6 protein-coding genes are annotated in these 5,143 nt (G+C 41.6%); 5 read left to right on the forward strand and 1 reads right to left on the reverse strand.

All coding sequences use genetic code 11. The features are described 5' to 3' along the window. Positions 1-669 precede the first annotated feature (669 nt). Both HQK80_15205 and HQK80_15210 read left to right on the forward strand, forming a co-directional pair. The gene (locus HQK80_15205) at positions 670-1,638 is read left to right on the forward strand and encodes an L-histidine N(alpha)-methyltransferase (protein ID MBF0223540.1); all 969 of its coding nucleotides are present in this window, start codon (positions 670-672) and stop codon (positions 1,636-1,638) included. Between the two features lie 20 nt (positions 1,639-1,658). Beyond that, positions 1,659-3,716 (forward strand): heavy metal translocating P-type ATPase, encoded by a 2,058-nt coding sequence (locus HQK80_15210; protein ID MBF0223541.1) that lies wholly within the window; start codon positions 1,659-1,661, stop codon positions 3,714-3,716. A 40-nt stretch (positions 3,717-3,756) separates the two neighbouring features. On the opposite strand, the gene HQK80_15215 is transcribed toward HQK80_15210, so the two are convergent. Continuing rightward, complete coding sequence (locus HQK80_15215; GenBank protein MBF0223542.1) at positions 3,757-3,912, reverse strand: transposase; 156 nt, start codon at positions 3,910-3,912, stop codon at positions 3,757-3,759. On the opposite strand from HQK80_15215, the gene HQK80_15220 reads away from it, so the two are divergent. The 3 genes from HQK80_15220 (at position 3,889) to HQK80_15230 (ending at position 5,087) form a co-directional block, all read left to right on the forward strand. Then, complete coding sequence (locus tag HQK80_15220) at positions 3,889-4,101, forward strand: hypothetical protein (protein MBF0223543.1); 213 nt, start codon at positions 3,889-3,891, stop codon at positions 4,099-4,101. The genes HQK80_15215 and HQK80_15220 overlap by 24 nt on opposite strands. Positions 4,102-4,659: 558 nt before the next feature. Next, a complete protein-coding gene (locus tag HQK80_15225) occupies positions 4,660-4,890 on the forward strand; it encodes a hypothetical protein (protein MBF0223544.1) in 231 nt (76 codons plus the stop codon). Next, entirely contained in the window at positions 4,878-5,087 is a 210-nt protein-coding gene (locus HQK80_15230) for a hypothetical protein (protein MBF0223545.1), read from the forward strand. Before HQK80_15225 ends, HQK80_15230 begins: the two co-directional genes overlap by 13 nt. Positions 5,088-5,143: the final 56 nt, after the last annotated feature.

Here is a 5,143-nt window from a genome sequence, read left to right on the forward strand (position 1 = left end):
TCGGTCTCATAGAATCCCTATATTTTGCTTTGATTTTCGTGAAACACTTCTGCTGAGTATCAGATCAAAAATCTTTCACCATTCTGAATTATTCCGTTTTCCTTAAAGGATCTCTCAGAGAGATGCCCTGACAAGAGCTGAATTACCATCACTGCTCTGTAACAATCCAGCGATTTGTGTTCCTTTTTATGTGTGAAATGAAACCATAACGGAAGATCTTTATTTTATCGCCTGGAAGGGGTACCCCTAACCCGCATTCATCCCACGGCTAAAGCTCGTGGGATGAATGCGGGAGATACCGTGAAAAATTATCTAGACAATTGGGGGAACTATAGCTTATTAAAGCACCATAGTTAGGGAATATTGTGGCCTCCGGCGTCCAGAACCCTCACGGTTTTGGACGCTGGATACGTTGGAAATGATCGGGAAGAACCTGATTCCAGCTTGATTTGACCTCCACAAAAAGAATCATCTAGCCAAGCTGTTGATTTCAAAAAGAATATATTATCGACCTACTTAGTCTGCATTTAAAATATGCTCAACATGTTTCATTTTCTCATTCAAAATGAGAAAACTAAAAAATCATCAAAATATTATCAGTATCTTAAACCGCAATAAGGTAAATATACTATTTTTTACCAAAGGGCTTCCTATTCTTGATCGAGAACAATGTATTATAATAATTTTGCCTTGGATATATGTGAAGGTCTTAAATCATCAGAGAAGAATTTTCCTGTAAAATACTTATATGACTCAACAGGGTCTTCCATTTTCGAAAAAATAACAAAAAATAAAGATTACTACCTAGCCCATTGCGAGCTAAACATATTAGCAGAAAATGCAGACGAGATAGTAGCACACATACATCAAGGATCAGTTCTGATAGAACTTGGTAGCGGGTGCGCTGAAAAAACTAGAAGTTTGCTTGATGCCTTGATCAAAAAACAAGGAAAATCGTTATTTGTTCCTGTCGATATCGCAGGAGAATATTTACGAGAAAACATAAAAAAACTTAAGGCAGATTATCCAGAACTTGTGATACAAGGAGTGGTCGCAGATTACCACAAAGGAATAAAAGAGATAACCAGCAACATTTCGGAGCCAAAGTTCATTCTTTGGCTTGGATCAGATATAGGACATCTGCCTCACCAGCAGGCCGCAGAATTTATTAAAAATTTCATTGTAGATTTCATGAGTGATGATGACTACATTTTGCTGGGAATAGACCTGAAAAAAGATACTGACGTCATTGAAAGTGCCTATGGGCACCAACCCAATTCACCAATCCACAAACTTTCATCGAATCTGGCCTTAAATGGCCTTGCAAGAATCAATAATCAATTGGGTGGTAATTTTGATTTAAGCCTGTTTCAATATCACTGCAAATACAATATTGGCACAGGCTCAATTGATATTGCATTACAGAGCCTGTGCCATCAGATCGTTTATCTCTCCGAGGTTGACTTGACGGTTTCCTTTGCCAAAGATGAACTAATTCGCGTGCATAGCAGTTATAAATATAGTGTCCAGGATATCGAGCAACTGGCAAGCACATGTGGTTTAAAAATTCTGGATCAATGGTTTGATAAAGGATTTTTGTACAGTGTCAGTCTTTTTAAACGAGCTCATCCATCATGATCCCACTTATCCCTCTTGTTTTGGCCGGTGGCGCCATATTAGTTGGCTTACGAAACCATAAAAACAAAAATAGCACGCCAGATGAGAAAAGTGTCTTGGACAGAATAGGCGATTATTGCCAAACCTTTGTTCAAAGGCACATTGATCCATTATTCAACAATCAGGAACGTCAGAATCAAATACAGACTTACCAGCACTCCGTTAGCGAGTCAGAACAAGAAATCAATCGCCAACTCTGTTTAACGGTTCCCAGCACGGGTCTGGCCATAGCTGGTGCGATTTTTTATCCACCCTTGTCCTTTCTGAGTGCATTGAGTCTGCTGTATCTCACCGCACCGTTTATGCGCGACAGTTTTCTCAAAATGCGGAAAGAGAAAAAGCTGAAATACCGGCTTTTTGCAATATTACCTATTGTAACAGGTTTATATGCAGGCTTTTATGTCACCACCAACCTGGTGACCCTAGTGATGTTTTTGGCATTCAAAATATCAGCTCGCAGTGAAGCCCGAATTCAGGAGGTATTACAAAATACCTTTGAAATACGCCCACCAACGTCCGTGTGGATCAAAATGGGCCAGCTTGAAACCGAAATTCCTTTCACAGAATTAAGGCCTGGCGACATCATCATAGTTATAGCCGGGCAAACCATTCCAGTGGATGGGTATATTGATGAAGGCTTCGCAATCCTAGATCAACATATATTGACAGGAGAATCTCAACCCGTAGAAAAATGCGCTGGAGATCCCGTTTTTGCCAATACTCTGATATTGACAGGACGGCTGTATATTCGCGTTGAGAAATCAGGACACCAGACTGCCTCTGCTCGCATTGCCACAATCATCAAGAACGCCACTCATTTCCGAATTGAACACGAAGCTCGTAGCGAACAAATGGCGGATAAACTTACCCTGCCAGTGCTGGCAGCCAGTGGATTAGCCTTGGCCACAGTAGGCGCCAGTGGAGCTGTAGCCATCATGAACAGTGGCTTTGGCTCATTGACGTTTATTTCTGGACCACTTAGCATGTTAAGTCATCTCAATATGGCATCGGAACATGGAATTCTCGTCAAGGAAGGCCGAGCCTTAGAGGCATTGAGTCATATTGACACCGTCATTTTTGATAAAACAGGTACGTTGACCTTGGAATCTCCAGAGATCAACCAGATTTATTGCTGCGATAACTGGACAAAGGAACAGGTTCTCTTTTATGCAGGAGTTGCAGAACAGCGTCAACCGCATCCAATCGCAAAAGCCATATTGGCTTTTGCTCGCGATTTAAATTTAATCCTGCCCATGCCTGACAGCACAGATTATTGCATTGGGTTTGGAATTCACGCCCGATTGCATGACGAAATCATAGACGTAGGCAGTTTGCACTACCTACAACAAGCCAACATTGAGATTCCAGACAGTATTTTAAATATACAAAAGCACAGCCACTCAGAAGGATTTTCTACCATCATGGTTGCTGTCAATATGAAATTAATTGGTGTAATTGATCTACAATCTCAATTACGCCAGGAGGTTACGTTTCTGATTGAACAACTCCACAATCGTAAATTAAAGTTATGCATTCTGTCCGGTGATAATGCCGAACCAACACAGTATTTGGCAAAACGTCTAGGTGTGGACGATTACTATTTTCAAATATTACCGACTGAAAAGGCTGACATCATAAAAAAACTTCAGCAGCAGGGAAGAAAAGTCTGTTACATTGGAGACGGAATAAATGATGCCATTGCCTTACGTCAGGCAGATGTGTCAATTTCTTTTAGGGGCGCTACTGATCTTGCTACTGACAGTGCACAAATCATTTTAATGGGCGAATCCCTGATTCACCTGAGTGATGCATTTACCATCGCAGACAGCTTTAATAAAAACATGGACAGTACTCTGCGGCTTTCGTTCTTACCCGGGAGCATCCTGATTGGTGGCGTATTCCTGTTCCATTTTGGAATGCCATCTGCACTTTTTTTCTATAGTCTGGGGCTTGGCATCGCCGTATCAAAGGCTTTGTCACCTCCAACACCGAAATTGATAGAACAAAGCACAAAGAGTCCCGACGGCGTTGTTGCATGAATGCCAAAAAGAGAATGAGTGTCCCTTCATTTCTTAGAACTCAGAACATTTGATGACTCAAGGGCATTCCAATTTGAGTCATTTTGTTTAAAGCCACGCATTTGAGGAGGAATTCCGTTTTAAGGAGGTCCATGAGAGAAGATACCAGGCCCTGAGTCTGTCGGAGTGCTAAATGGAAGACCTCTCGCAGGATCAACCCACAAGAAATCGCTATATCCTAATAATAATCAGCTCCCTTCTTTCCCTTCTTCTTTTAATTGTACCACCCCGCAACTACGGATTCATCGAACCAGAAGGTCAGGCCTCCCTGCTTCATCAGAGCCGTATTATACTCTTTCCAGTTGAGGATTCGATACTTCGTCTTATCTGTTGTTTGGGGGCTTGAGTTTCGGGTTCTTTGATTTTTTTGCCATGAGGTTTTGAGAGCGTGAGGGGCACTTTTCTCTCATTTGACTTTTTTCGGAGAGCATCTGCCAGACTTCAGTTATGATTCATGCAACCCCATTATAGGACATTTTCTGAAGTCCAGAAAGCATAAGGATTGATCCAATTCAATTTTTAGAAGGTTTGTGGCCATTTTCATTGTCACTACCCGGTGATACGGAAATTGACAGGCAATGAATTCGCGCCTGAAGGGATATCATGAAAGTGAATAGCCGGGAGAAAACACTGGCAATTGAGAGATAATTATGAAAGATAAGCGGACACACAAGAAGTTACGGCCTCCAATATCCGATTTGTCCCTGGCCACGTTGATGATATGGTGGAGTCGCGGAACCCATACCTTTCCAGCATCGCTTTTAAATGACAATTTGGTCATTCATTACGACGGACCACAATCCGAACGGTGGCTGTCGTTGATTGGATACAACCACCGGATCGAGGAATCCCTGGAGACCATTCTCGATGAATGCAAACACCGCGGTATCACACAGGAGCATTTATGAATACAGCGACCATTCACATACCTGAAACTTTACCCAGTGAGATAGTACAAGGATTGATTCAAGAATTTGAAAAAATGCTTGAATCAAAAGCTAATGAAGTGAATAGCCAGGAATGGGCGAACTTAGTCGAAAGTGAGCAATCTCAAGCATGGTTGGAAGCTATGGTTGCTCAAGTGGATATTGAACACAGCGCAGAGAAAACAGAGAAGGGTGGATGGAACAGATAAAATCTTATCGCTCATCTCAATTTAAAAAATCCTTTGAAAAACTTCCTTTATCTGTGCAAGAGCAGGCTAAAAAAGCCTACGCTCTTTGGAGCGATAACCCTTTTCATAATTCCCTTGAATTCAAGGTTATCAATAAGAAATTAGATGTTTATTCCGCAAGAATTAGCCTGAATTGGAGAGTGTTAGGACTTTTTTAAGGAGGCTTCCCCACCAGCGGTAGGGAACCACAAAATATTCGTAACGATTGGAAGAA

The organism is Desulfobulbaceae bacterium (assembly GCA_015231515.1).
Lineage (GTDB): Bacteria > Desulfobacterota > Desulfobulbia > Desulfobulbales > VMSU01 > JADGBM01.